We start from the raw sequence: 24,519 nt of genomic DNA on the forward strand, positions 1-24,519 counted from the left end.
GAGCGAGGTCGAGTCAACGCGCTGAAGCGGCTTCGAAGTCACCAGTCCGAAGCGGAGTCGGTATGGTCTTCGGGGAATCGGACGGTCGTCTCCGCCCCGTCGGCCGCGCGCCACTCCTCGCGGCTCACCGAGAACCGATGGTGGTCCGCGGGTTCGTCGTATCGCCCCGCGTGGTTTCGCAACCGTCCCTCGTACCGGCCGCCGTGCCGCTCCACGTACTGCTCGACGGCGCTGTACGACCGGTCGTTCTCGCCGTGGATCGGCACCGCGGCGACGCCAACGTCCAGCCGGTCGAACGCCACCGAGAGCAGCGCGTCGGCGCGCTCGCCGGAGTAGCCTCGCCCCCAGAACGGCTTCCGCAGCCAGATTGCCGGCAGCGCGAGGTCGCGGTCCCACCGACAGATCAGTCCCGCCGTGCCGGCGAACTCGCCGGCGCCCGGTTCCCCGTTCCGGGGACGAACGACCCACTCCGCCCGCTCGCGGTCGTCCCACTGTCGCTCGAACTCGGCGAGGCGCTCTTCTGCGTCGGCGAGCGTGTCGAGGGGAGACCACGGCAGGTACTCCGTCTCGGCGTCGATCGTCGGGCTCGTGCCGGCGGCGGCGTACAGCGCACGTGGGGAGACGCGCTCGCGGCAGCACCGTTCGAGGCGGAGCCGCTTGGTTTCGATGACTTCGGGGAACACGTGAGCGCCGTGATTGACCGCGTGTTTAGCTGTTTCCCCGCTTGTCTCGCCGACGCGGGCCAAGCGCGCGGGCGCCGACCGAACACCTATGCGGCGGGGGAACCGAGCGCGGGGCATGGCTGTCGACGCCGTGTTGTTCGATCTCGACGACACCCTCTACCCGTACGATCCGTGCAACGAGGCGGGCACGCGCGCCGCCTTCGAGACGTACCGTGACTGGGGGGGCGACCTCGACGCCGAGGCGTTTGAGGCGCGTCGCGCCCGCGCCCGCGCAGCGACGAAGCGGGAGGTCGGCGCCACCGCCAGCAGTCACAGCCGCCACATCTACTACAAGCGGCTGGTCGCCGACCTGCCGGGACCGTTCGACGCTGATCTCGCCCGCGCCCTGGGCGACGCCTACTGGGACGCCTACCTCGCGGAGATGGCGGCGTTCGACGACGCGCTGGACACGCTCGCCGCGCTCCGGGAGGCCGGCTGCGACGTGGCGGTCGTGACGAACCTCACGACGCGCGTCCAACTGCGCAAGCTCGCCGAACTCGGCGTCGACGCGCACCTCGACGCGGTCGTCACCAGTGAGGAGGTCGGCCGCGAGAAGCCCGCCGCGCCCGTGTTTACGACCGCGCTGGCGCGGCTCGACCGGTCGCCGTCGACGGCGCTCGTCGTCGGCAACTCCCCGCATCGGGACATCGAGGGCGGCAACGCCCTCGGGATGGAGACGGCGCTGTTCAACGGCCCGGCGGAGGCACGCGCCGACCCGGGCGACGACGGACTACCTGCCGTGCGGCGCCCCGATCACTACCTCGACTCGCTGAGCGCGGTGACGGAGGTGGCGCTGTGAGCGACGACGCGAACCCGGCCGTCCTCCGCGACGCGCGCGAGGCCGTGGTCGAGCACGCCCCAGACCTCGCGCAGCTCACGCCGGGCCGCACCGGAAACCTCAGCGTCCGCGAGGGCGACCGCTTCGCCGTCACGCCGACCGGCGTCGCCTACGACGCCTTCGACGCCGCTGACGTGCCGGTGGTCGACCTCGACGGCGAGCGCGTCGCCGGGCGGATGGCGCCCTCAAGCGAGGTGCCGATGCACCGCCACATCTACCGCGGCTACGGCTCCGAGGCGATCGTTCACACCCACTCGCCGTGGGCGACGACGATGGCGGTGCTCCACCGGGAGCTCCCCCCGATCCACTACATGATCGTCGCCGTCGGCAAGCGCGTTCCCGTCGCCGAGTACGCGCCGTACGGCACCGAGGAGCTCGCGGCGAACGTCGTCGCAGCGATGGAGGAGGCGAACGCCACGGCGTCGTTCATCGAGAACCACGGGCTCGTCGTCACCGCCGCAGACATCGAGACCGCGCTGGAACACACGACCCACGTCGAGGACCTCTCGCGGCTGTACCTGCAGTCGTCGGCCGTCGGCGAGCCGACGGAACTGCCCGAGGCGGAACTCGACACCGCGATCGAGCAGTTCGAAGGATACGGACAGGACGACGATCAGTAGGATCTCTCGGCTGACACGTCGGCAAGGACTATGCGCTCGGACGCCGTATTGTCGGCCATGCCGCCGGCGAGCGTACTCACCTGCGACGGCTGCGGCTTCGAGAAACCGATCGGGAGCGACGCGTGGGAGCGGCTGCGAGACCCGACGCTGGGGACGCTCACACGGTGTCCAGAGTGCGGAAGCACGAACGTCCACAACCGGAAGTGAACGCACACTCAGCAGCGGCGCGCGCCGGGACGCGTCGCTCGCGGAGTCGACGCGGACGGAGAGAAGAACCGAGACCACAGATCGGACCGGGCTGCAGACGGCTGGTGTTCGGCGCCGTCGCGGTCAGCGCGCGGCGGCGGCGACGCGTTCGGTCTCCTCTTTCTGGGAGATGGCGTACGTCTGCACGTCGTAGCGGGCGGCACCGATGAGCTGGTCTGCGAGCGCGTCGGCGGCGCTGGTCGTCGTCTTGTAGCTGGCGCCCTGGACGCCCGCGGCGATGAATTTCAAGGACTGGTCGACGCGGCGCTGGGGCGCGACGTCGACGGCCTTCGGGACGGAGATGCCGCCGTACTTCAGGCGGACGGTCTCCTCGCGCGGGGCGGCGTTCTCGACGGCCTCGACGAGCACCTGCACCGGGTTGTCCTCGGTGCGCGAGTGAATCGTGTCGAAGGCGTCGCTGACGATACGCTGGGCCTGCTGTTTCTTACCCGTGTTCTCCTCTGTCTGCATCAGCCGGTTGATGAGCCGCTCGACCAGCGAGATCTCGGACTTGCGGAACTGCTTGGAGGCGTGACGACCCTGCGTGTGGGCGATGGGAGTCACGTTCATGTACTTCCGCGTGGACGGGTCGGAGTACTCCATCTCCGAGACATCCCACTCGCCGAACAGTAGCGCGTTCTCGACGGCCTGCTCGGAGTCGGCGGGGGCGTCCGGGTCCGGTGCGTCGACGTCGGCCTCGGTGTCTTGCTCTGACTCGCTCATTATCGGACGGGCTTCTCCGCGTTGCCGCGGACGAGTTCGATCATCGACACGCCGTTCACCTTCTCGACCTTGTAGTTGACGCCGGAGAGGTCGCCCATGGCGCGACCCTTCGCGCCGCCGATCCCCGCGATGGTGACCTCGTCGTGCTCGTCGATGAACGAGATGGCGCCGTCGCCGGGACAGAACGCCGTGACCTGCTTCCCGTTCTTGATGAGCTGGACCCGGACGCACTTCCGGATCGCCGAGTTGGGCTGCTTCGCCTCGATGCCCACTTTCTCCAGGACGATCCCGCGGCCCTGGGGGGCGCCTTCGAGGGGGTCGGACTTCTCGGAGAGACCGCGCTCGCGTCGCGCGTACTCGGAGTCGGACCACCGCCGCTTCTGGCGGTCCTTCTTGAGCTTCCGCGCGGCGTATTTGCCGTTAGCCATCGTACACTCTCGTTTTCAGCCGAGCTACGTAAGGGTTCCCTTTCCACGACGCCGAGACGACGCGAGAGGCGGTTAGCGGTGCCTCTCGCGGTGTCTGAGGTCGTCTCGCGGATCGGATCGCGCCCGCAGCGCCCGTTTCGGCGCGGATCCGTCGCTCTGCGGGCGTCGCTGTTCACTCGGGTCGGCCGCTACAGCTCCAGGGAGACGAACTGGGAGACGAAGTCGATGTCGTGCTCGTGTATTCCCTCGGCGAATTCGGAGACGATGGGGGCAACGACCCGAAGACCCCACGCTCGAAGGCCGCGACGAGACCCTCGTCTCCGACGACCCGGTCATCCCGGCGGGGTAGTCGGCGTCGGTCGGACGGAGGTGATCCAACACGCCCGGCGACCCTGCCGGGAGGAGATCGGTCAGACCGGCGGGCCACCCCCGGTCCGCCGGCCTACGCCAGCTGCACGTCGTCGATGTCGAAGTGGCGCTTCGCGAGCGTCCGCGCCACCTCGATGTTGCGCCCGCCGGCGCCGATGGCGACGCCGCGGTCCGCCTCGACGACCTCGGCGTACGCGACCACGTCGTTCTGGTGACTCACCGTCACGCCACGTACCGCCGCCGGTGCGAGCGCGTTCGCGACGAACGCCTCGGGCGTGTCCGCGTTCTCGACCAGTTCGACGCTCGCGCCGAGCTGCTCTTCGACGCGCTCGACGGTCTTTCCGCCAGGACCGACCGCCTCCGCCATCTCACCCGCGGGGATGAGGAAGATGAGGCGGTCGCCGTCGGCTTCCACGAGGCAGTCCAGCGGCGCGACGCCGACGAGGTCGTCGAACGTCCCGATGTACCGGCGCGCCTCGTCCGATATCTCGACGCGCACCGTCAGTCGTCTGCAGACTTCGGTTCGGGCTTCGAGCCCATCCGGAGGTCCACGTCGCCGGTGCCGATCGATACCGGCTTCCCGACGATGACGTTCTCGATGACGCCGTTGAGGTCGTCGGCCTCGCCGTGGATCGCCGCGTCGAGCAGGTGGTTCACCGTGACCTCGAACGCCGCGCGTGCGAGGACGGACTCCTTCGACCCGGAGATCCCGTGGCGACCGATCGACTCGACGGTGCCGCGGTTGGTCATGATGTCGGAGACGAGCATCAGGTGGCGGATATTCACGTCGTCGAGCCCCTGCTCTTCGAGCGTCTCCATCGTCTCGTTGATGATCGTCTCGCGGGCGGCCTCGATGCCGAGCGTGCGATAGATCTCGTGGATGTTGTTACACGTCGTGCGCGAGGCGTCGACGCCCTCGATCTCCAAGGCGTCGGCGAACGCAGACCCCTCGGTGTAGAGGACGTACTCCTCCTCGCCGTCTGCGACTTCCTCCTTGCGGATGACGACGCGGGTGACCTCCTCGATGCCCTTGAACACGATGTCGCGGAGCTGCTCGACCAGCTGGAGCAGCTGGCGGTAGCTCGGCTCGTCGGGACCGAACTCGATCGCCGTCCCCGAGTGGCGCGTGGAGACGCCCAGGGAGTCCTCGATGATGTCGGCGACGATGCCGGCGACCTCGGTCGGTTCCTCGTAGGTGGGCCACCGCTCCAGCAGCGTCTCCTCGTTGAGGTCGACGCGAACGAGCATGTCCGCGACGTTCGTGGACACGTCGCCCAGCGCGAGGATCTTCGTCGCCTCCAGTTGCCAGACGACCTCGTGGGCCTTCTCGCGGTCGGTCGCGTGCTCGTCGTCGAGGTGGACGACCATGATCGGCGTGTCCGGCGTCTTTCGGGCGTCCACCAGCTCGATGAGCCGGGGGAGCCCCTGGGTCACGTCCATCTCCGCGACGCCCGCGTAGTGGAACGTGTTCATCGTGTTGTGAGTGACGACCCCCTCGGCGGTCGTGAACGTCTCCAGTCCCTCGACGGAGAAGTCGTACACGTGCTCGTGATCGCTCCCGACCGTCTCGATCGAGGCGATGCGGTCCCATACCACGTCCCCGTCGACGGCGCGTTCGAGTTCGGCGAGCGCCTCGCCGTCGACACCGGCCTCGTTCGCCTCTTCGAGGAGCCGAGCGAGACGGGTTCGACCGATCCGCTGGCGGTTCGACGCGGCGTTCACCTGTCGGCTCGGGATCCCGGCGTCCGCGGCGACTTCGCTCAGCGAGTCGCCGAAGTTCGGGATCTGATCGGTCGCGTCCGGTCCGTCGGCGTCGACCGTATCCGCGAGGTCGTCGAGCGCGGTGGCGCGCTCGCCCACCATCCCGACGCGATCGCGGAACCGTCCGACGTGTTTCGCGGGGATGCGGAGCGTCCGGGAGTCGTCGGTCCGCCCGAGCGTGGCGTACACCCCGACGCGTGACAGAAGCAGCGCGATACCGGCTGTGAGCCTGTCGCTCGTGGAACTCGACCGGATCGAGTTCGACCCGACGTTCCCGTCGCCGCTGAAGTAGCCGCGAAGGAGCGCACGAACGAACCCGTCGGGGGAACCGACGGCGAATCCGGGGACGACCTTCTCGCCGTCGACCACGCACGTCGCTCGGAGCAGGTCGGCCAGCACCGTCCCGTTGACGCGGATATCGTATCCGTCAGCGAAGCCGCTCGTGTTCTCGTACTCGTTTACCGAGAGGTCGTACCGTTCGGCGAACGCGCGGACGCCCTCCTGGAACGTCTCGTCGACGTTGGACACGGAGGCGTAGTGGTCCGTAACGTTCCCTTCGGCGAGCCACGCGCCGAAGAAGAACCCGGTCGTTTCATCGAGCGGAAGCTCCTCGGGTAGGCCAACGCTCCCGCCGACCGGGTACGCGTAGCCCTCCTCGATGTCGCCGGCGTCGAGCGCCGACCGCTTGTTCGCGACCTGCGCGTCCCCGGCGGGGAACGTCGCGTCCACGGTCGCGCCTCCGTCGGTGAGCGTCGACGTGAACCAGTACTCCTCGCCCGAGAGGTGCTCCCGGAGGTCGACGCTGTCCGGAGCGTCGACTGACCCGTCGAGATCCGCGACGACCGGGATCCAATCCCCCTCGTCGAGGTTCTCTCCCGCCACCGGGACGACCTCGTTGTCGCGGCGGGTGACGAACGAGTGGGCCTTCGTCGCCCGGATCGTCCGTCCGGATTCCAGCTCGAACCGGAGCAGTTCCTCGGGCGTCTCGTGTCGGCTGACCTCCTCGACGGGCTTCCACTCGACTCGCTCGTCCTCGCGGAGGCTCGGCACTTCGAGCCCCTCGGGTGCGAGCGCGACCTCGTGGCCGTCGATCTCGCGGACCTCCCCCGACTCCAGCAGTCGGTCCACGAGCGGTCCGATCTCGGTCACGTCGGTCTCGCCGTTCCGGCGGACCAGTACCCGCTCGTCGGCGGGGACGCTCATCTGCGTTCCGGGCTCACCGATGCTCTGCGCCGACACCGTCCCTACGGGGTCGAGTGGGTCGACGCGCGTGTCGAGGTAGCGCGACTCGGCGGCCTGGGCGATCTCGTTGGCCTGCTCGGCGGTCACGCCGCCACGGGCGTCGACCGTCTCGTAGATCTCGTCTTTCAGCCGCCGCGGCAGCTCAGTGTCCTCGACGACCAGCGCGATGTCCTCGGTCACCTGCTCGTGGGCGTCGACGAAGCGATCGACCGACCCGCCGTCAGTCATCGCCCACCCCCACGCCGCCGGCCTTGTCAAGTCCGGGGCCGGCGTACTCCGAGAGGTTCGTCGGCGCCTCGCGGCGGCCGAGGAACCGCTCTTTTTCCTCCTCGGAGCCGAACTCGGCGTCGACGATGCGGTCGGTGATCTGCTCGATGTCGATGGGGCTGTCCTCGTTAGAGGACACCTTCACCGGCGAGGTGCCGTCCTCGCCGAACTCGAACTGGACGATGGTGCCGGAGGTGTCTCGCACCGTTCCGTCGTACTGCGTCTCAAGCTCGGAGAGGGCGTTAATGAGCCGGCGCTGGAGGTACCCGGACTTGGAGGTCCGGACCGCCGTGTCGACCAGCCCCTCGCGGCCGCCCATCGCGTGGAAGAAGAACTCCTCGGGCGTCAGCCCCGAGCGGTAGGAGTTCTCCACGAACCCGTGGGCCTCCGCCGAGAGGTCGTCGGCCTCGTAGTGGGCGAGCGTGCGGTCCTCGTAGCCGCGGTTGATGCGCTCGCCGCGAACCGCCTGCTGGCCGACGCAGCCGGTCATCTGGGTCAGGTTCAGCATCGACCCGCGGGCCCCGGAGCGGGCCATGATGACGGCGGGGTTGTCGTCGGCGAAGTGGTCCTCGGCGATCTCGCCCGCGGAGTCGCGGGCCTTGCCGAGCGTCTGCATGATCTTCATCTCCAGCGTCTCGTCGATGGTCCGGCCGGGCAGGCTCTCTAAGTCGCCCGCCTCGTACGTCGAGATGAGTTCTTGCACGCGCTCGTAGGCGGAGTCGATCGCCTCGTCGACCTGCTCGGTCGCCTCGGGCGGGATCGACTCGTCGTCGATGCCGAGCGAGAAGCCGAAGTGCATGATCGCGCGCATCGCCAGCGACGCGACCTCGTTGATGAACACGCGGGCGCGGGTCTCAGAGTACACCTTCGTAAGGGTGTCGACGACTTCGCCGCCGAACGCGCCGACGGCGTCCTCGTCGATCGTGCCCTGAACGAGCTGGCCGTCCTCGATGACGACGTCGTCGCCGGTGGAGGACGTGAACTCGAGGTTCAGGTCGTCGGGCAGCAGCTCCGAGAAGACGGTCTGGCCGGTCCAGACCTCCTGGCCGGCGTCGTTCGTGCCGTCGGGTTCGGGTAGCTCGTCGACCGAGGTCGCACGCAGCAGGTCAAGCGCCTGCGTCTCAGTGAACTCGGGATTGTCGTGGGTGAGCAGGTACGTACCAGAGATGTGGTCTTGGATGGCGCCGATAATGTTCTCACCGAAGCGCGGCGAGAGGATCTGCTCTTGGACGCGCATGAGGACGCGCGCCTCCGCGCGGGCCTCCTCGTTCTGGAGCGCGTGCATGTTCATCTCGTCGCCGTCGAAGTCGGCGTTGTACGGCGGGCAGACGACGGTGTTCAGGCGGAACGTCTTGTACGGCATGACCACGACCTCGTGGGCCATGATCGACATCCGGTGCAGCGAGGGCTGCCGGTTGAAGATCACGATGTCGCCGTCGACGAGGTGGCGGTTCACCTCCCAACCGGGCTCGACTTTCTCGGCCAGCTCCTCGCAGTTCTTCTCGGTCACCTTCAGCCGGCGGCCGTCTGGCCGCTTGACGTAGTTCGCGCCGGGGTGGGCCTCGGGGCCGTTGCGGACGTACTGCCGGGCGCGGTCGATGTTGCGCTCGGCGACGTTCATCACCTGCGTCATCTCCTCGGCGACCCGCTCGGGGACGCCGACCTCGTTCAGCGAGAGGGTGGGGTCGGGGCTGATGACCGTCCGCGCGGAGAAGTTCACGCGCTTGCCCGACAGGGACCCGCGGAAGCGACCCTCCTTGCCCTTGAGGCGCTGGGAGAGCGTCTTCAGCGGGCGCCCGGAGCGGTGCCGTGCCGGCGGTGTACCCGAGATCTCGTTGTCCACGAACGTCGTGACGTGGTACTGGAGCAGCTCCCAGAGGTCCTCGATGATGAGCTGGGGGGCGCCGGCCTCGCGGTTCTCCATGAACCGCTGGTTGATGCGGATGATGTCGACCAGCTTGTGGGTCAGGTCGTCCTCGGAGCGCTGGCCGTTGTCCAGCGTGATCGAGGGGCGCGTGGTGACCGGCGGCACCGGCAGCACCGTCAGGATCATCCACTCGGGCCGGGACTTCTGCGGGTGGATACCGAGCGGTTCGAGGTCCTCGTCCGGGATGTCCTCGAACCAGTCGCGGATGTCGCTCGGCATCAGCTTGTTCATGTCCTCGACCGTCAGGTCGATGTCCAGCGCCTTCTCCAGCGCCTTGCGGTCCTCCTTGCGCGGGCGGAACTCGCCCGAGAGGATCTCGTTGATCCGATCGAGCGCGATGCCCGTCTCGTCGGCGAGGTCCATCGGGGACATGGCCTCGGCCTCGTCGACCTCGGCGGCCTCCTCATCGTCCGCTTCATCGTCGGGCTGGTCCGGCTGCATCGCGCGGGTGATGAGCTCGGAGTAGTCGCCCGAGAGCACGTCCTGGACCTCGTAGTACGTGGTCGGCTTCTCGTGTTTGATGTCCGCCTGCGGCTCGCCGCAGTGGGGACAGTTGTTGGCCTTGCGGGCCTGGCGGACCGCCGACTTCAGCACGTCGGTCGGGTCGCCGCCCAGATCCTTCGTGCGGACCAGCTTCTCTTTGAATTCTTCTTTCTCCTCTTCGGTGAGCGCGAGCCGGCCGCAGTTGCGGCACGTCGCGCGCAGGAGCCGACGGATGAGCTTCGTGAACCCGACGTGGATGACGGGCGCCGCCAGCTCGATGTGGCCGAAGTGCCCGTTACACGACCCGGAGTGCTTGCCGCAGGTGCGGCACTCCAGCCCGGGGTCGATGACGCCCAGGCGAGGGTCCATTAGCCCCATGTCGATGGGGTAGCCGTCGTCGTCGTAGGTGTCCGCGGTGATGACCTTCGTCGCGGACATGTCCCGATACGTCTCCGGGTCCATCAGCCCGAAGTTGATGCCGCCGATCTCTTTGGGTGTCTGGCCTGCCATAGTTAGACTGCGTCCTCAAGTTCGAGGGTCGGTCGAATGCCGAGCGCCTTCATCTCGTCGAGCAGCAGCTTGAACGCGTAGCTGATCTCAATCTCGTGGATGTCGTCCTCGTCGCCGGTGATCGGGTCGTAGATACGCCGCTGCTCCACGTCCTCCACGGCGACCATCCCCGTCTCCTCGGAGATGTACACCGACTCCTTGTCCGAGGAGTCGAGCAGCCGCTCCTTCAGCGCCATCGCGGCGCCGTGCCCGATGAGCACCTCGCGCTCCATCTCGCCGACGCGGAGGCCGCCCTCGCGGGCCCGCCCCTCGGTCGGCTGCCGAGTGAGCACCTGCACCGGCCCGCGCGAGCGGGCGTGCAGCTTGTTGCTCACCATGTGGTACAGCTTGTGGTAGAAAATGGTCCCGACGAAAATCTCCGCTTCGATCTTCTCGCCGGTGACCCCGGAGTACATGACTTCCTTCCCGGAGGACTTGTACCCGTGTTCCTCCAGCGATGAGCGTAGCTCCTCCTCGTTCTCGCCCTGGAACGCCGTCCCGTCGACGCGGCGGCCCTCCAGCGAGCCGACCTTGCCGCCGAGCATCTCCAGCACGTGGCCCACCGTCATCCGGGACGGGAGCGCGTGCGGGTTGAGCACCAGGTCGGGAACGAGCCCGTCCTCGGTGAACGGCATGTCTTCTTGCGGGGCGAGGTGACCCACGACGCCCTTCTGGCCGTGCCGGGACGCGAACTTGTCTCCGAGCTCGGGGATCCGCTCGTCGCGGACGGAGACCTTCGAGAGCTTCGAGCCGTCCTCGCCCTCCATCAGGGTGACTGTGTCGACGACGCCCGACTCGCCCGAGCGCATGGTGACGCTCGTCTCGCGGCGCTTCTGCGGCGACAGCCCCCCCATGTCGTCCGGCTCCTCGAGGAACCGGGGCGGGCTGGTCTTCCCGAGCAGGACGGAGTTCTCGTCGACCTTCGTCTCGGGGTTGACGAGGCCGTCCTCGTCGAGGTGGGTGTACGCGTCCTCGCCGCGGGCGCCGCGAACGTCCTGGGAGGGTACCTCGAAGCGGTCCTCCTGGCCACCGGGGTAGCGGCGCTCTTCGCCCTCGTAGGTGCGGAAGAAGTGCGACCGCTGCATCGCGCGGTCGACGCTCCCCTTGTTCATGACGAGCGCGTCCTCGATGTTGAACCCCTCGTAGCTCATGACCGCGACGACGAAGTTCTGCGCGGCCGGGCGCTCGTCGAACCCGATCTGTTCGGTGGTCTGCGTCTTGACCATCGACAGCTGCGGGTAGTGCAGGAGGTGCTGGCGGGTGTCCGGCCGGATGCGGTAGTTCGCCGACGGCAGTCCGAGCGACTGCTTCATCATCCCTGCCCCCATCGTAATCCGGGGCGAGGCGTTGTGCTCGGGGTACGGGATCATGCCCGCGCCGATGCCGAAGATCAGCTGCGGGTCGATCTCCAGGTGGGTCGTCCGCGAGTTCACGTCCTCCTCGTCGGTGGCGACGTAGATGTCCTCCTCCTCCTCGGCGTCGATGAACTCGACGATACCGTGGTCGACGAGGTCCTCGAACTCGATCTCGCCGGCTTCTAGCGCCTCGATCGTCTCGTCGTCCAGCAGCGGCTCCCCGTTCTCGACGACGATGAGCGGCCGCCGCGCGCGGCCGGCGTCGGCGTTGACAATGACCTCGTCGGTCCGGTCCTTCACCGAGACGTTGACCATGTCGGAGACGTCGCCGCGGCGGCGCGCCTCACGGATCTGTGCGGCGAGCTGGTTCGGGTCCGGGTGGGTCCCGACCAGGCTCCCGTTGACGTAGACTTTCGCTTCTCGTTGTTGGCTTGCCATAGTAGTGTCAGTCGTCCGCGGACGCGCGGTCGACGCCCTCGATGCCGGGGATACCCTCGACACCCATGGACGCGAGTTCTCGCTTCAGTCCCTGTTCGTCCTCGACGTTCTGTGAGAGCTCCATCGCCTGCGCGAAGTTCTTCACCAGCCCGCAGTTCGGTCCCTCCGGCGTCTCGGAGGGGCAGATGCGGCCCCACTGGGTCGCGTGCAGGTCGCGCGCCTCGAAGTGCGGCTGCGACCGCGACAGCGGCGAGCGGAGGCGACGCAGGTGCGACAGCACGCCCATGTAATCGGTCCGGTCGACTAGCTGGGAGACGCCCGAGCGGCCGCCCACCCAGTTGCCAGTCGCGATCGGGTGTTCGAGCCGCTCGGTCAGCACGTCCGAGCGGACCACCGTGTTGACGGTGAGCTGCCGGTTGCGCATGTTGGCGCGCTCCAGCTGGTACTTCACGTCGCGCGCCAGCTTGTTGAGCGCCGTCCGGAACAGGTCCGTCATCAGGTCGCCCGAGACCTTGAGGCGCTTGTTGGCGTAGTGGTCCTTGTCGTCGGACTCGCGACGGTCGAGCGCGAGCTCGAAGCACGCCTCGGCCATCCGGCAGAGATAGTACGCCTTGTTGATGCGAACGTCCTCCTCCTCGACGCCCTCCTCGTGGAGGTGCGGCAGGAGGTAGCGGTCGATGACGTAGTTCGCCCGCTTCAGCTGGTAGTTCTTCCCCTGGCCCGAGGCGACGCGCTCGCCGAGGGTCTCGATGGCCTCCTCTTCGGTCTGGACGCTGGCCTCCTCCAGGTTCTCCAGCATGAACTTCACGATCTCCGGGTCGTCAGAGACGCGGTGGACGATCTCCTCGTCGGACTCCAGCCCGAGCGCGCGCACGAGCGTCACGAAGTCGACGGAGCCGGACACGGAGGGGAAGCTCACCTCGAGCAGTCCCTCGCGGTTGCGCTCACAGAGCACGAGCGCGCGGTAGCCGCGCCGTTGGGAGAACGTCTTGGCGACCTGGATCTCGTCGCCGTACTTCGAGTCGTACTCGGCGAGGATCTTGTTCGGCGCGAGGTCCTCGCTGGTCATGAGCACGCGCTCGGAGCCGTTGACGATGAAGTAGCCGCCGGGATCGACGGGGTCCTCGCCGATCTCGACGAGCTCCTCGTCGGAGAACCCGGAGATGTTGCACTTGTTGGAGCCGACCATGATTGGCATCCGGCCGACCTTCGTCTCCGTCTGGTCGACGACCGTCTCGGGCTCCTCCTCGCCGCCGCGGATGATCTTCATTTCCATGAAGACCGGCGCGGCGTAGGTGATGTTGCGGAGGCGCGCCTCCTGCGGATACAGCAGTTCCTCGGAGCCGTCGGCCTCGCGGACGCGCGGAGTCGTCATCCGCACGTCGCCGAGTTCGACGTAGACGGGCTCTTGCCCCTCCTTGTCGCCGATGTCCGTCTCGATCGTCTCCTTCTCGTCGACGACCCGCTGCATGCCGCGGTCGAGGAAGTTGTTGAACGAGCGGAAGTGGTGCTCCGCGAGTCGCTCTTGGGAGAAGTACTCCCGCGAGACGGCGCGTCGTGCCTCTCGGTTCATTCTACCACCAGGCGGTAGACGACCGCCGTGTCGGTGGTTCGCGAGTCCCGTTCGATCCGGATGACATCGCCCGCCTCCGCCTCGTCAGGCACCGCGGGGTCGGTCCGCTTGATCTTGGGGAGATCGGTCCGTTTGACGTTGTACTCGTCGAGCACTTCCTCGATCTCGTCGGCGTCTTCGAGGAGCGTGTGATCGGGTACGAGTTCGTGTTCGCTTACGTTTACCATGGATTGGTGAGATTCGTGGTCGCGCGCGGCCGTGTTTGCTGGGGAGAAGTCTTCACGAGATACTACGGCGGTCTATACGACCCGTCCACATAACGCTTGTCAAACGAGTTGGGGACCGTTAGCTGGTCACCTCAACGCTTGCACAACACGACCATGTGGTTCCCACCGTATGAACGTTGCGGCGCACGGTATCGCGGGACACGGCGGGGTCGGATGAGAAGTCTTAATTGTGTACCCGGAAAACGAAAGGATGCGTAGAGGCGTGGTGGAAACACGCCGACGCGATGCACGCCCGGATGGTGTAGTGGCCCATCATACAACCCTGTCACGGTTGTGACGCGGGTTCAAATCCCGCTCCGGGCGCTTTCTGGTGCCGCCAACTGGCGAGCGATGAGCGAGCCCGGCGGCACCGAACCGGCGACACGAGCAGATTTGAACACCAACAGTCGCACGCTCGGGAGCGCAGCGAACACGAGACGAGCGGGACGGCTGTGCCGGATCCACCGTTCGTTTCGGGGGTGTTCCGGCACTATCGACGGCCCGGACCCTGTGCCGTTCGACTCTGTCCCCCGCCGGCCAACAGCCTCTTGACCCGCGGCCTCCGCCGTGGGACAGATGAACGCGTACCGACTGCTCCACGTCGACGCTGACCGCGACCGCCGGCGGAAGATCGGCGGGCGCGTCGACGCGGACGGTCGGTTCGTCGCGGAACCGGAACCGTGTGGGGAGGCGGCGCTCGACACCCTCGGTCACGAGGCGTACGACGCGGTCGCCGTCGGCCACCCGCTCCCGGACGGCGCCGCCGAGTTCGTCCGCCGCGTTCGCGGCGGCTACCCCGAGATCCCGCTCGTCTCCTACAGCGACGGAGAATCGATAGACGTGGAGCTGATCCGAACGCTCTTTTGCGCCGGCGTCACCGACCACCTAACAGTCCGCGATACGGTCGCCGACGTGGACGGCGACGCCGGCAACGGGGGACCCGCCGCGCTGATCGACCGACTTGACGACGCCGTCGAGGTGTTCCATGAGCGCCAGCGCAGCCGCCGCGGCGCGACCGCGCTCCGTCGCCTCGGCGACGCGATCGCCGGCTCGCCGACGGAATTGAATGCCGTCATCGACGGCGTGCTCGAAACCGTACGCGCGACGTACGGCGTCGACTACGCCGGACTGGCCCAGATCGTCGGCGACGAGTTCCGGTTCGTCGCCGGCGAGGGAACGGAGGAGCTGTGCGTCGCGTTCGACCGGACGCTGCCGCTCGGCGATACGTACTGCGAGACCACGGTCGACGCGGGGCGCACCGTCGCCACCGGTCCCGACGGGGGGGTCGGCGACCGCGGTCGACCGCCGATCGGGCGACAACTGGGGCTAGAATGTTACCTCGGAACGCCGGTGTACGTCGCCGACGACCTGTTCGGCACGCTGTGCGTCGTCGACCGTTCGCGCCGGGACGGGTTCGCGCGATGGGAGCGCACGGGGATCGAACTCGCGGCGCGCTGGGTGGGCCGCGAGCTGGCGCACGACCGCGAGAAGGCGCGGATCCGCGCTCTGGGGGAGCGGTAGGTCGTCGAAGTCGTCGCGCGCTCGAGCCGACGCGCGCTCGAGCCGACGCGCGCCCGAGCCGACGCGGTCGTTCGAGGCGCTGCGATCAGACGACGAACAGCAGGAACGCGATCAGGAAGCCGGCCGCCATCAGCAGCATCACCGCGACGAACGCGCCGAGCACCGGCTTCTCGACGGCGCCGGCGACGAGCTTCTCTCGGGTCGACCCGCCGTCGGCGCTCACGAGCGTCTCACGTCCATGCCGCCGTTTGGGGGGCGCCGGGGATAATGCTTCACTCCTCGCGCCCGCCGCCCTCGCGGTCCACGGTATCCGCCTCGTCCGTTCGGACGCCGCTCGCCCGGGGACCGGCGCCGCGGTCGGGAGTCCGTCGCGCTCGGACGCGCACCGTCGGCGCGGTTTCGCTCACGTCGTCGACGACGAGCGCCTCGCCGACCCCGGCCGGTAACCGGTCCGCGAGCCCGTCTGCGACCGCCAGGGGCCGTGCTGCGGCGAGCGCGTCGATGTCCGCGCGGCTGTGCAGACGATGAGCCACCAGTAAGTCCGCCTGCGACACCGCGACCGCCGGCAGCGCCGCGGGGCGCTGCGTGGCGCACGCGAGCGAGACGCCGGGCGCGCGACCGCGGGTGAGCAGCGTCGCAAGCGCGTCGCCAGCGACGCCATCGAAAAACGCGTGCGCCTCGTCGACGAACAGCCACGGGAGTCGGTCGATCGCCTCGCGAACGCGCGCATCGTACAGCCCGCGGGCGACCGCGGCGCACACCGCCCCCGCGGCGGCCGGGGGAAGCCGAGAGCAGTCGAGCACCGTCGGCGTTCCCGATGCCAGCGCTCGCGGGCCGATTCCGTCGGGATCGAACGCGTCCCACTCGGCCGCGAGTGCGAGGTGCGCGTCGGCCGCTCGGCGGGTCGCGCGAGCGGCGTCGGCGTCGCCGACGTGCTCGCGTGCGGCGGCGACTGACGATCCGGCGGACTCGGCGACCGCGCGCCACACGAGCGAGCCGACCGCGCCCGCCGGGTCCAGATCCAGCAACGCCGGCCACGCCGACGGCGGAACCGCGTCCGGTCGGACCCGCGGTCGACGGTGGACCGTCCCGCCGTCGACCGCGAGGCCGTCGAGCACCCCCATCGGATCGATCACCACGGGCGCGAGGGCGTCGGCCGCGGCGACGCCCTCGGCGAGCACCGCGAGCGTGTGGGTCTTGCCCGCGCCGCGCTTGCCGACGACGAGCGCGGCGTGTGGTCGATCGAGATCGACTCCGACCCGCGCACCGACGCCGTCGTCCGGCGCGCGAAACCGCCCTAACGGCGCGATCGGTCCGCCCGTCGGCCCGCCGGTCGGTTCGGTCTCTTCGTCGTCGACCGAACCACCCGAGGACTCGCCCATCTCCGCCTCGCTGCCGAGCACGTGCACGGCGGGTCTGGCTCCGGAATCGGTGATGAACCCTCGCGCGAGCGTTCAAATACGATGACGAGCCCATCCGGCGTGTGTCCCCCGATACCCCCCGATCGCTCCGAGTCGCCGTTCGCGGACGGATCCGTTCGCTCGCGGCGGACGAGCGCCGCCGATTCGCCGAACTCCGCCGCGACGACCGCGCCATCGAGGGGCTTCCCGTCCGGCTCGTCATCGCGCTCGTCGTCGGCGTCGCCAGCCTGAGCGTGATGCTCAACATGATCAGCGGCGTGCAGGGGCTCGCCGTCACCGAACTCGACGCGCGGCCGACGCCGGAGGTCACGACGCCTGGGGAGCAGGAGCTCTCGGTGACCGTTGTCGACCCGGACGGTCGGCCGGTCGCGGGCGCCACGGTCGTCGTCGCCGGCGACACGGCGCGTCTCGACGGCGTCGCGACCGCGCGAACCGGCGCGAACGGCACCGCGACGGTCGTCGTCGCCCCGGCGCTCGGGCCGAACCGTGAACAGGGGATGCTCAGCATCTCGATCAAGCCGCCGGCCGGCGGACAGTACGCCGACAGGCGCGGAAACACGCGCGTGCTCGTCGTGGCCGAGTGACGGCGGGACGGTCACGGGCGCCGAGCGGGACCGACACGCGACGACGAGGGCGACGGTGCCCCCACAAGGACTATCGCGTCTCCCGGACCACGGCCGTCCGTGCCCTCCATCACAACGCGCCTCTCCGACAGTCTCGACGACGCGTTCGCGCACCCCGCCCTCGCGCTCGTTCCCCTCGGCCTCGCGGTGCTGGACGCTGGCAAGATCCGGTCCGTCGCGGCGTTCGACGGCGTCCACGTCGGCGTCCGAGTCACGCTCCCGGCGTCGGTGCTCTCTGTTTGGAGCTTCGTTTCGGTTCCGACACCGGCGTCGCCGTCTCCGCCGGTGTCCCGCCGAGCGCCCTCCGGAACCCCGTGGTTCTCGCGCTCGCCGCGGGCTACTTCGGCTCGCTCGCGAACGCCCTCGCCGGCGAGCCGTACCGGTTCGCCGAGCACGTCTGCCGATACCTCCCCGCGTTTCTCGTGTTCACCGTCGCGCCGGTGGTGGCGCGCTCGCCGCTCGTCCTCCTCGTGAGCGCGCCGTCCGGAGTCGGCGTCGTCGTCGTGCTCCTCGCGCTGCTCGCGGTCGTGGTCGCGTCGTATCTCCTGTACGCCACGCCGTCTCTCCTCGTCCTCCGGGACACGGACCTGGTTTCGGCTGCGCGCGCGTCCGCCGGGTTCGCGGCCGACGGCGGCGCGTACCGCTCGTACGCCGTCGGCTTCGCGGCGACGGTCGCCGTCGTCTCGGCGGTGCTGTCGGCGATCACGGTCTCGGTTCCGATCGTCGGCCTGGCCCTCGGTCTCCCGGTCGGGGCCGTCCTTGGCCTCGCGGGGAACCTCGCGACGATGCGGTTCGTCGCCGACATCGACCCGCGAACTGGCGCGTTCAGCGACGACGCGGAAACGGGACCGGCGAGTGACGGAAGCGACTCCAACAGGGACGAGCGGCGAGACGACGCGTAGCGACGGAGGCGGTGACCGGGGCTTCGAGCGCGACTACGCCGAGTCCTTCGGGGCCACGGTGATGTGACCGCCGCTGCGGACCCGGATCCGGTGATTGAGGTAGGAGAACTCGACGACGGCGTCGTCGTTCCTGCTGGGTCCGCAGATGCGGTCCAGCGCGTCCGGATCGATCACTTCGAACAGCGGGACGTGGCGCTCGGGCTCTTCGCGTCGGATCGCCGTCGTCGCCTCCACGACGGCGATGGTCGCGTCGAGCGCGTCTGGATCGAACGTGGCGGTGTACTCGCCGGTCTCCGAGTCGTACGTCACCGAAACCGACTCCGTGGGATCAGGATCCACCGGCCACCCCTTCGGCTGATCGGCCGAGTGTCATCACGGGATCGGGCGAGGGCGATAGCACTTCCACAAGGATGAGCGCGTCACCGTCGGTCGTCCGATCGGCGGCGGACGGGCACTCACACCGCCGCGGACGGGAATCGACGCGGTCATCGATGTCGTGCATGCCTCAACGAACGGTGGACTGGTGATTGATTCTTTCGACCGCGGTCGGCGGGTCCCCGGCGACCGTCCGGTCCGGGCCGCACGCGGTGCCGCCGCTGTCGCGAGGGCTAACACCCTGTGGTTCCAACGGTCGGTGTTCGAATGCTCTCCGACACCCCGGGTATCCATCACGTCACGTCGATGGTGGGCGACCCACAGGCGAACCTCGACTTCTACGTCGGAACGCTCGGCCTGCGACTCGTGAAGCGGACAGTCAACCACGAGGACGTGCTCCGCTACCACCTGTACTACGGCAACGGCGCGGGCGACCTCGGCACCGTCTACACCTGCTTTCCGTACCCGAACGAGCCGCCCGGGCGCCGCGGGCGCCCGCAGATCACCGGGGCGTCGTTCGCGGTCCCCGAGGGGTCGCTCGACTTCTGGGCGGACCGACTGGCCGACCGCGGGGTCGACACGGAGCGGATATCGCGATTCGACGAGTCCGCCCTCCGGTTCGCGGACCCCTCGGGGACTCGGCTCGAACTCGTCGCGGCCGACCAGCCGGTCGCGCCGTGGAACGACGGCCCCATCCCGGAATGCACCGCGATCCGGGGCATCCACGGCGTCACGGCGCTGCCGACGAACCCGTTTGCGACCGCGAGCGTGCTCGAAACCCTCGGGTTCGACCTCGTCGACGAGGAGAGCGACCGCGTGCGCTACCGTGCCGGCGGCGACCGCGCGACCGTCGTCGACCTGCTGGACCGCGAGGCTGAGTTCGGCCGGGAGGGAACGGGGAGCTTCCACCACGTGGCGGTTCGCGTCGCCGACGAGGAGCAGTTGCACGAGTGGCACGACCTGTTGCGCGAGCGCGACATCGATGTCTCCCGCGTCCGCGACAGACACTACTACAAGGCGCTGTACGTCCGCGAACCGGGTGGGATCCTGATCGAGCTGTCGACGGAGGCGCCCGAGTTCGGGGTCGACGAGTCGCGGGAGCGGTTCGGCGAGTCGCTGGTCCTCCCGCCGTGGGCGGAGGAGGATCGCGAGATGATCGAGGGACAGCTTCCCCCGGTCGAGGTTCCGACCGCCGCGACCGGCTGGGGGCGCCGCGGGGGCGGCGATCGGAGCGCCGACGGCACCGCGGACGACAGAGCGGGCGACTGATGGTTTGGGACGAAACGCTGCCCGGCGACCTCCCCAGCCCCCATGCGGGGCAGCCGGTCGTCACCGCCGGCGCGCCGCGGGGCGCGGCCGGGGCGGCGGTCGTCTGCCTCCACGGGCGCGGTGCGACCGCGCAGGGCGCGATCAACCTCTACGAGCCGGTGGCGCGCCACGGCGTCGCGTTTGTCGCGCCGCAGGCGGCCAGGAGTCGGTGGTTACCGCACGCCGTCGACGCGCCTCGCGAGCGCAACGAACCCCACCGATCCTCCGCGGTGGCGGTCGTCGACGCCGTCCTCGATCGGACGCGCGAGGCGCTGAACCTCTCCGTCGAGGAAGTCGTCTTGACCGGCTTCTCACAGGGTGCGTCCGTCGCCGCCGAGTACGCCGCCGAGTCCGGCGGTCGACACCCGCTGGCGCTGCTCAGCGGGGGGCTGCTCGGCCCGACGATCGACCAGGGGTCGTCCGAAGGCTGCCTCGACCGCGCGCCAGTGTTGATCGCCGGCGGCGCCGCCGACGAACGCGTGCCGATCGAGCGCCTCGCGGCGACGGCAAGGGTGCTGAAGGCGCTCGGGGCCGACGTGACCCGACGCGCGTACGAGGGCGTCGGCCACGAGGTCACCGACGACGAGTTTGCGTGGCTGGGCGACCTGCTCGCGGAGCGACTGGACGACTGAAGACCGGAGCGTGAGCGAGCGGACGGAGTCGGCGACTCACCGCATCGCGTCGAGCGAACGCACCGTGTCGGACATCAAGTACGCCTCGGGGCGCTGCTCGTCACAGATCTCGAGGGCATCGAACGTCTCTCGCCCGTCGTCGAGGGTGATCCGGTACGCGCGACTGGAGAGGGAGACAGGGCGGTCGGTCGTGTCGACATCGGTTCGCGTCACACTAGCGGTTCCCGACGAACGGGTATAACTGGCGCGATTCGAGCGAATCAGCGCCGAACGCGGCGCTTTACAGCGATTCGAGAATCGGCAGGATTCACTGCGTCGCCGCGGGCGTGCGATCTGCGTCGGGGCCGATCGGCCCCGGTCACCGGTCGGCGAACAGCTCCCGATACAGCGTCGCCTCAGCGCGCCGGAGCCGTTCGAGAAACGCGCTCTTCGACAGCCCCAACTCGGCGGCCACGTCCGCGGAACTGGCCGCCCGCGGCACGGCGAAGTACCCCGCCTCGACGGCCGCCCGCAGCGCCTCGGTCTGCGGGGGCGTCAGCCCGAACCGCCCGGAGACGGGGTCGGTCTCCTCACGCAGCGGATACGTCCGGGTCAACTGCACGCCGACGGTCCCGCCGGCGGTCTCCATCACCCCGCGCAACACCTCGTGGCCGACGACGGCGCCGGTCACCGTCGCGTCGCCGTCGCGGTAGGTCACGTCCTCGACGAGCAGTCCCGCCGAAACGAGTTCGTGGACGACGCACGGGTGTTTTGAGAGGCACCGGTAGGTGTCGCGCTCGCCCGCTCGCGAGCGGTGGAGGTAGCGAATCCGGTCGTCGGCGTCGAGGCAGGCCGCAAACCCGTCGTCGCGGGGCGCGCCGAAGCGAAGGAGGACATTGCCGTCGGCGCGCAGCTGCGGCGGCTCAGCGCGCGCCGGCGTCCGCGTCGCCGCCGTCGCCTCGGCCAGCGGGCAGTCGTCGCCACTCACGCGAACCTCGACGGCGAGACACTCCTCGATCACGGATCGTTCACCCCTCGATCACGTGGAGTGGTAGCGCGTTCAAATATAAAACACGCACATAAACGGGTGAATCGGTAAGCGTCACAACGAGAAGGAACGATCGGTATGGATATCGAGGCGGTCAAAGATCAGGCCGGACCGCGGCAGTTCGGCCCGAACGACGACATGCCCGAGGAGTACCGTCGGGCTGCGACCCGGATGATCCAGTTCCACGCCAACAGCGAGGTGATGGGCGGCTACCTCGACAAGGAGTTCACTCGACACGCGCCGTCACTCGACCGGAAGCTCGCCAACACCGCGAAGGTGCAAGACGAGATCGGCCACGCGCAGTTGCTGTACCGCGCGGCCGAGACGCTCGGCGTGAAGACGCGCGAGGAGATGCTCGATGAACTGAAGAACGGCGAGGGGAAGTTCCTCAACTGCTTCCACTACCCGGTCGACTCGTGGTACGAGGCGCCGATGATCGACTTCTTCGTCGACGGCGGCGCGATGCGCCGACAGGCCACCCTGAAGTCGACCAGTTGGACGCCGTACGCGCACGCGATGGACAAAGTGTGCTTCGAGGAGGGATTCCACGTCAAGCACGGCGAGTCGATCCTGCGCGAACTGATGCGCGGGTCGAAGGCCACACAGGAGCGCACCCAGGAGACGTTCGAGGAGTGGTGGCCGCGCATCCTCCAGTTCTTCGGGCCCACGAACGACGAGTCGACTCACAACGACTTCGCCCAGGAGGTCGGCCTGAAGACCACCTCCAACGACGAGCTTCGCAACTCGTTTCTCAACTTGTACATCCCGAAGGCCGAGAAGTACGGGCTGGAGATCCCCGAGTCCCCGCGGGTCTTCGAGCGCGACGACGGGACGATGGCCGTCCGCGAGGACGACCTCGACTGGGAGGAGTTCTGGACCATCGCCAAGAACGACTACGAGGGGAGCCACGAACAGATCGGCTCGCGTCGCCGCCGGCAGGAGGCGGTCGCGTGGGTCCGCGAGAGCCTCGACGGCTGGGAGGGAAGCGCCGCGGGAACGTCGCAGGCGGCCGATTGACCATGATCTGGGAAGTGTTCCGCCAGGAGAAGCCGGGCGACTACCACCGCCACGTCGGCAACGTCCATGCGCCGGACCGGGAGATGGCGAAACTGTTCGCGCAGATCCAGCACGCCCGCCGGATGCAGACAAACTCGCTGTGGGTCGTCCCGCAGTCGGAGATCGGCGAGGTCGACCCCGAGGACGCCGCCTTCGGCGGTCGAACCGACAAGTCCTACCGCTGGGCGATGACGTACAACGACATCGACGCGTCGTTCGCGAAAGAGGTGGAGGACAGCGAGGCCGAACAGCGCGAGGCGGCCCGGACGCGCCGCGAACAGCTTGAATCGGAGGGGGACGCATGACTGCCCCGGAGGAGCCGCCCGCTGCCTCGCTCGACCGCGACGACCTCACCCCCGAACGGCAGGTCGCGCTGGAGGAGCTCCTGTTCCGGCTCGCGGACGACGAGTTCGTCCACGCCGAGCGCCTCACCGAGTGGCAGATCTTCGCGCCGACCATCGAGTCGGACCTCGCGCTCGCCAACGTCGCGCAAGACGAGTTCGGCCACGCCCGCCTGTGGTACGATCTCCTGCAGGAACTCGGCTACACCGAGGAGGAGTGCATCTGGCGGCGCCCGGCCGACGACTGGACGCACGCGACGCTCGTCGAGCGCCCGTTCGCCGACGACGGCTGGGGCGACGCCGTCGCCCGCACGTACCTGTACGACGTGGCCGAGCGCCTCCGCCTCGAAGCGCTCGTCGACACAAGCTACGCCCCGCTGGCCGACCGCGTGGGCAAGGCGCTCGCCGAGGAGGAGTACCACCGCGAGCACGCCGTCAGTTGGGTCGAACGCCTCGCGAGCGACGGCGACGCCCGCGAGCGCCTGCAGGCCGCCGTCGAGGACCTGTTCCCGCACGCGCTGTCGCTGTGGTATCCCGGCGAGCACGAGGCTGAGATCCGGGCCGCCGGCCTCCGCCGCGAGTCGCTCGCGTCGATGCGCGAGGAGTGGATCGACACCGTCATCCCGACGCTGGAGGGGTACGGCCTCGTCGTCCCCGAACCCGACGAGGTCGACCGTCCGGAGGTCCGCGGCCGCGACGGGAGCCACACCGACAAGTGGTTCGACCTGTACGAGGCGTTCACCGCGACGCACCGCGAAGTCGACTTCGACCGGCCCGCCCGCCTGCGGGGGGAGGAGGCGTAGATGCCGACGAACGTGCCGACGGACGCGCCGGACGGGGCCGCGGACGGCGCACCAGGCAGCACCGCCGCGGACGACGCACCCGCCGTCGCCGAGGCGTGCGCCTACACCGCCTACGAGGACGGCGAGGCGCCCGAGGAGTACCCGAAGACGGGTGCGGGCGCCACCGGAACCGAGGCCGACGTGTGGGACGCGCTCTCCGAGGTCGAGGACCCCGAGATGCCCGTAAGCGTCGTCGACCTGGGGCTCATTTATAACGTGACCGTCGACGAGGACGGGCGCTGCGAGATCGAGATGACGCTCACCTACACGGGCTGCCCCGCCCGAGACATGCTCACGAACGACGTGCGCTGCGCCGCCGAGACGGCGCCCGGCGTCGACGAGGCGGAGGTGCGCCTGCGCTACTCGCCGGAGTGGACCGTCGCGATGGTGACCGACGCGGGGCGGGAGGCCCTCCGCGAGTTCGGCCTGAGCGTGTGACCGTGCGCTGGAACGCACCCGACCCGAGCGTCGCCGCCGGCGGCGACGGGGACGACGCGGACGACGACCCCGCGGAATGCCCCTACTGCGGGTCGACCGACACCGAGCGCGAGCACCCGAAGGGGCCGGGGCTGTGCCGCTCGATGCACTTCTGCACGGAGTGCGGGGAGCCGTTCGAGCGGTTCGGGTAGCCGACGGCTCCGTCGGTCGCGGTCGACGACCGACC

At 69.0% G+C, this 24,519-nt stretch carries 27 protein-coding genes and 1 tRNA gene; 14 read left to right on the top strand and 14 right to left on the bottom strand.

Going from position 1 to position 24,519, the window contains the following annotated elements; translation table 11 throughout:
- Positions 1-38: 38 nt before the first annotated feature.
- On the bottom strand, positions 39-683 hold the full coding sequence (locus tag BUE16_RS01510) for a GNAT family N-acetyltransferase (protein WP_073306649.1): 645 nt from the start codon (positions 681-683) through the stop codon (positions 39-41).
- A gap of 115 nt (positions 684-798) precedes the next feature.
- Between BUE16_RS01510 and BUE16_RS01515 the strand changes: the two genes are divergently transcribed.
- Genes BUE16_RS01515 through BUE16_RS16790 form a run of 3 tightly spaced genes read left to right on the top strand, consistent with a single transcriptional unit; the run spans position 799 to position 2,387 of the window.
- Complete coding sequence (locus BUE16_RS01515; RefSeq protein WP_073306650.1) at positions 799-1,521, top strand: HAD family hydrolase; 723 nt, start codon at positions 799-801, stop codon at positions 1,519-1,521.
- A complete protein-coding gene (locus BUE16_RS01520) occupies positions 1,518-2,180 on the top strand; it encodes a class II aldolase/adducin family protein (RefSeq protein ID WP_073306651.1) in 663 nt (220 codons plus the stop codon). Before BUE16_RS01515 ends, BUE16_RS01520 begins: the two co-directional genes overlap by 4 nt.
- A 57-nt stretch (positions 2,181-2,237) precedes the next feature.
- The gene (locus tag BUE16_RS16790) at positions 2,238-2,387 is read left to right on the top strand and encodes a hypothetical protein (protein ID WP_200778341.1); all 150 of its coding nucleotides are present in this window, start codon (positions 2,238-2,240) and stop codon (positions 2,385-2,387) included.
- 123 nt (positions 2,388-2,510) lie between these two features.
- On the opposite strand, the gene BUE16_RS01525 is transcribed toward BUE16_RS16790, so the two are convergent.
- The 8 genes from BUE16_RS01525 to BUE16_RS01560 form a co-directional block, all read right to left on the bottom strand.
- Entirely contained in the window at positions 2,511-3,149 is a 639-nt protein-coding gene (locus tag BUE16_RS01525; protein WP_073306652.1) for a 30S ribosomal protein S7, read from the bottom strand.
- Positions 3,149-3,577 (bottom strand): 30S ribosomal protein S12, encoded by a 429-nt coding sequence (locus tag BUE16_RS01530; protein ID WP_073306653.1) that lies wholly within the window; start codon positions 3,575-3,577, stop codon positions 3,149-3,151. Before BUE16_RS01530 ends, BUE16_RS01525 begins: the two co-directional genes overlap by 1 nt.
- Positions 3,578-4,019: 442 nt before the next feature.
- Positions 4,020-4,445, bottom strand: coding sequence for a NusA-like transcription termination signal-binding factor (locus BUE16_RS01535; RefSeq protein ID WP_073306654.1), 426 nt, complete (start codon positions 4,443-4,445; stop codon positions 4,020-4,022).
- 2 nt (positions 4,446-4,447) lie between these two features.
- Positions 4,448-7,177, bottom strand: a complete 2,730-nt coding sequence (locus tag BUE16_RS01540; RefSeq protein WP_073306655.1) for a DNA-directed RNA polymerase subunit A'' — start codon at positions 7,175-7,177, stop codon at positions 4,448-4,450.
- Positions 7,170-10,136: a DNA-directed RNA polymerase subunit A' gene (locus tag BUE16_RS01545; protein WP_073306656.1), complete on the bottom strand. Its 2,967-nt coding sequence runs from the start codon at positions 10,134-10,136 to the stop codon at positions 7,170-7,172. The genes BUE16_RS01540 and BUE16_RS01545 overlap by 8 nt, the downstream gene beginning before the upstream one ends.
- Before the next feature lie 2 nt (positions 10,137-10,138).
- The gene (gene rpoB / locus BUE16_RS01550) at positions 10,139-11,968 is read right to left on the bottom strand and encodes a DNA-directed RNA polymerase subunit B (protein ID WP_073306657.1); all 1,830 of its coding nucleotides are present in this window, start codon (positions 11,966-11,968) and stop codon (positions 10,139-10,141) included.
- 7 nt (positions 11,969-11,975) lie between these two features.
- A complete protein-coding gene (locus tag BUE16_RS01555; protein WP_073306658.1) occupies positions 11,976-13,541 on the bottom strand; it encodes a DNA-directed RNA polymerase subunit B'' in 1,566 nt (521 codons plus the stop codon).
- A complete protein-coding gene (locus tag BUE16_RS01560) occupies positions 13,538-13,768 on the bottom strand; it encodes a DNA-directed RNA polymerase subunit H (protein WP_073306659.1) in 231 nt (76 codons plus the stop codon). The genes BUE16_RS01555 and BUE16_RS01560 overlap by 4 nt, the downstream gene beginning before the upstream one ends.
- 290 nt (positions 13,769-14,058) lie before the next feature.
- Between BUE16_RS01560 and BUE16_RS01565 the strand changes: the two genes are divergently transcribed.
- Together BUE16_RS01565 and BUE16_RS01570 are read left to right on the top strand one after the other, a co-directional pair.
- Positions 14,059-14,131: transfer RNA gene (locus BUE16_RS01565), tRNA-Asp, on the top strand.
- Between the two features lie 252 nt (positions 14,132-14,383).
- Positions 14,384-15,328: a GAF domain-containing protein gene (locus BUE16_RS01570; RefSeq protein ID WP_073306660.1), complete on the top strand. Its 945-nt coding sequence runs from the start codon at positions 14,384-14,386 to the stop codon at positions 15,326-15,328.
- Positions 15,329-15,413: 85 nt separating this feature from the next.
- On the opposite strand, the gene BUE16_RS16555 is transcribed toward BUE16_RS01570, so the two are convergent.
- Together BUE16_RS16555 and BUE16_RS01575 are read right to left on the bottom strand one after the other, a co-directional pair.
- Positions 15,414-15,551 (bottom strand): hypothetical protein, encoded by a 138-nt coding sequence (locus tag BUE16_RS16555; RefSeq protein WP_159435694.1) that lies wholly within the window; start codon positions 15,549-15,551, stop codon positions 15,414-15,416.
- A 49-nt stretch (positions 15,552-15,600) separates the two neighbouring features.
- A complete protein-coding gene (locus BUE16_RS01575) occupies positions 15,601-16,737 on the bottom strand; it encodes an ATP-binding protein (protein ID WP_143165338.1) in 1,137 nt (378 codons plus the stop codon).
- Positions 16,738-16,859: 122 nt separating this feature from the next.
- Here BUE16_RS01575 and BUE16_RS01580 point away from each other — a divergent pair, with 122 nt between their 5' ends.
- Together BUE16_RS01580 and BUE16_RS01585 are read left to right on the top strand one after the other, a co-directional pair.
- Complete coding sequence (locus BUE16_RS01580) at positions 16,860-17,333, top strand: Ig-like domain-containing protein (RefSeq protein ID WP_073307036.1); 474 nt, start codon at positions 16,860-16,862, stop codon at positions 17,331-17,333.
- A 278-nt stretch (positions 17,334-17,611) separates the two neighbouring features.
- Positions 17,612-18,274 carry a hypothetical protein gene (locus BUE16_RS01585; protein WP_073306661.1) on the top strand — a complete coding sequence of 221 codons (663 nt, stop codon included), beginning with the start codon at positions 17,612-17,614 and terminating at the stop codon, positions 18,272-18,274.
- Between the two features lie 33 nt (positions 18,275-18,307).
- Here the strand turns inward: BUE16_RS01585 and BUE16_RS01590 are convergent, their stop codons facing one another.
- On the bottom strand, positions 18,308-18,583 hold the full coding sequence (locus BUE16_RS01590) for a HalOD1 output domain-containing protein (protein ID WP_079991442.1): 276 nt from the start codon (positions 18,581-18,583) through the stop codon (positions 18,308-18,310).
- A 333-nt stretch (positions 18,584-18,916) separates the two neighbouring features.
- On the opposite strand from BUE16_RS01590, the gene BUE16_RS01595 reads away from it, so the two are divergent.
- Both BUE16_RS01595 and BUE16_RS01600 read left to right on the top strand, forming a co-directional pair.
- On the top strand, positions 18,917-19,918 hold the full coding sequence (locus BUE16_RS01595) for a VOC family protein (protein WP_073306663.1): 1,002 nt from the start codon (positions 18,917-18,919) through the stop codon (positions 19,916-19,918).
- Entirely contained in the window at positions 19,918-20,589 is a 672-nt protein-coding gene (locus tag BUE16_RS01600) for an alpha/beta hydrolase (protein WP_073306664.1), read from the top strand. The genes BUE16_RS01595 and BUE16_RS01600 overlap by 1 nt, the downstream gene beginning before the upstream one ends.
- 36 nt (positions 20,590-20,625) lie before the next feature.
- On the opposite strand, the gene BUE16_RS16795 is transcribed toward BUE16_RS01600, so the two are convergent.
- Both BUE16_RS16795 and BUE16_RS01605 read right to left on the bottom strand, forming a co-directional pair.
- Positions 20,626-20,802, bottom strand: coding sequence for a hypothetical protein (locus BUE16_RS16795; protein WP_200778342.1), 177 nt, complete (start codon positions 20,800-20,802; stop codon positions 20,626-20,628).
- Between the two features lie 145 nt (positions 20,803-20,947).
- On the bottom strand, positions 20,948-21,589 hold the full coding sequence (locus BUE16_RS01605; protein WP_073306665.1) for a helix-turn-helix domain-containing protein: 642 nt from the start codon (positions 21,587-21,589) through the stop codon (positions 20,948-20,950).
- A 105-nt stretch (positions 21,590-21,694) separates the two neighbouring features.
- Here BUE16_RS01605 and BUE16_RS01610 point away from each other — a divergent pair, with 105 nt between their 5' ends.
- From BUE16_RS01610 to BUE16_RS01630, 5 genes are read left to right on the top strand one after another with little or no spacing between them, the layout of a single operon-like run.
- On the top strand, positions 21,695-22,633 hold the full coding sequence (locus tag BUE16_RS01610; protein ID WP_073306666.1) for a Phenylacetic acid catabolic protein: 939 nt from the start codon (positions 21,695-21,697) through the stop codon (positions 22,631-22,633).
- A 2-nt stretch (positions 22,634-22,635) separates the two neighbouring features.
- Positions 22,636-22,977, top strand: a complete 342-nt coding sequence (gene paaB / locus BUE16_RS01615; protein WP_073306667.1) for a 1,2-phenylacetyl-CoA epoxidase subunit PaaB — start codon at positions 22,636-22,638, stop codon at positions 22,975-22,977.
- The gene (paaC, locus tag BUE16_RS01620) at positions 22,974-23,816 is read left to right on the top strand and encodes a 1,2-phenylacetyl-CoA epoxidase subunit PaaC (protein ID WP_073306668.1); all 843 of its coding nucleotides are present in this window, start codon (positions 22,974-22,976) and stop codon (positions 23,814-23,816) included. Before paaB ends, paaC begins: the two co-directional genes overlap by 4 nt.
- The gene (gene paaD / locus BUE16_RS01625) at positions 23,817-24,293 is read left to right on the top strand and encodes a 1,2-phenylacetyl-CoA epoxidase subunit PaaD (protein WP_079991443.1); all 477 of its coding nucleotides are present in this window, start codon (positions 23,817-23,819) and stop codon (positions 24,291-24,293) included. It begins immediately after the preceding gene.
- 2 nt (positions 24,294-24,295) lie between these two features.
- Entirely contained in the window at positions 24,296-24,484 is a 189-nt protein-coding gene (locus tag BUE16_RS01630; RefSeq protein ID WP_073307038.1) for a PaaD-like zinc ribbon domain-containing protein, read from the top strand.
- Positions 24,485-24,519: the final 35 nt, after the last annotated feature.

This window comes from Halobaculum gomorrense, assembly GCF_900129775.1.
Classification (GTDB): domain Archaea; phylum Halobacteriota; class Halobacteria; order Halobacteriales; family Haloferacaceae; genus Halobaculum; species Halobaculum gomorrense.